The organism is Hymenobacter agri, assembly GCF_054778495.1.
On record NZ_BAAGZM010001298.1, the window covers coordinates 1 to 539 of the forward strand.

Sequence of the window (539 nt, forward strand, 5' to 3'; positions counted from 1 at the left end):
CGCGGTGGGCTGGGTGGCGGGGCTGCACGTGCTGTTTTCGCCCGCCTTTCACCAGCTGCGGCGGCTGTGGCGCGAGGCCCTGCACCGGCAGTTGCCCACGGTGGTGTCGCCGCCGCGTGAAGGGCCGCAGATGCCTGTCAGTGCCTCATTCCAATAGCCAGTTTATTGTCTATGCCTGCCGTATTCATGCCCGTGCGCCCATCTTCTGCCACCGCTTCCCGGCCACCGCGGCGGCTTCTGGGGCTGCTGTTACTAGTAGCGGGCGGCTTGTTTGCCGGGATGCTGGTGGCGGTGCTGCACCACGGCGGCCCAAGTTGGGACGTGCCCATTTTAGAATTCTGGCACCGCCACGCCACACCGGCGCTCGACCGGCTGGCCGTGCTGCTCACCATTGTGGGCAATACCGGGCCCATGATTGGGCTGGGCGTGCTGCTGTGGCTGGCGCTGCTGGTGCGGCGGCAGTGGCGGGCAGCCTGGACGTGGTTTGCCTCGGTGGGCGGGTCGATGCTGCTCACGCAGGTCATCAAGCCGCTGGTGGC

Annotated in this window: 1 protein-coding gene; it reads left to right on the forward strand. The window is 67.5% G+C overall.

All coding sequences use genetic code 11. From position 1 onward, the window contains the following. Window positions 1-171 precede the first annotated feature (171 nt). The coding region (locus tag ACYVDE_RS25895; protein ID WP_460504367.1) for a hypothetical protein at window positions 172-539 on the forward strand (368 nt) is incomplete at its 3' end.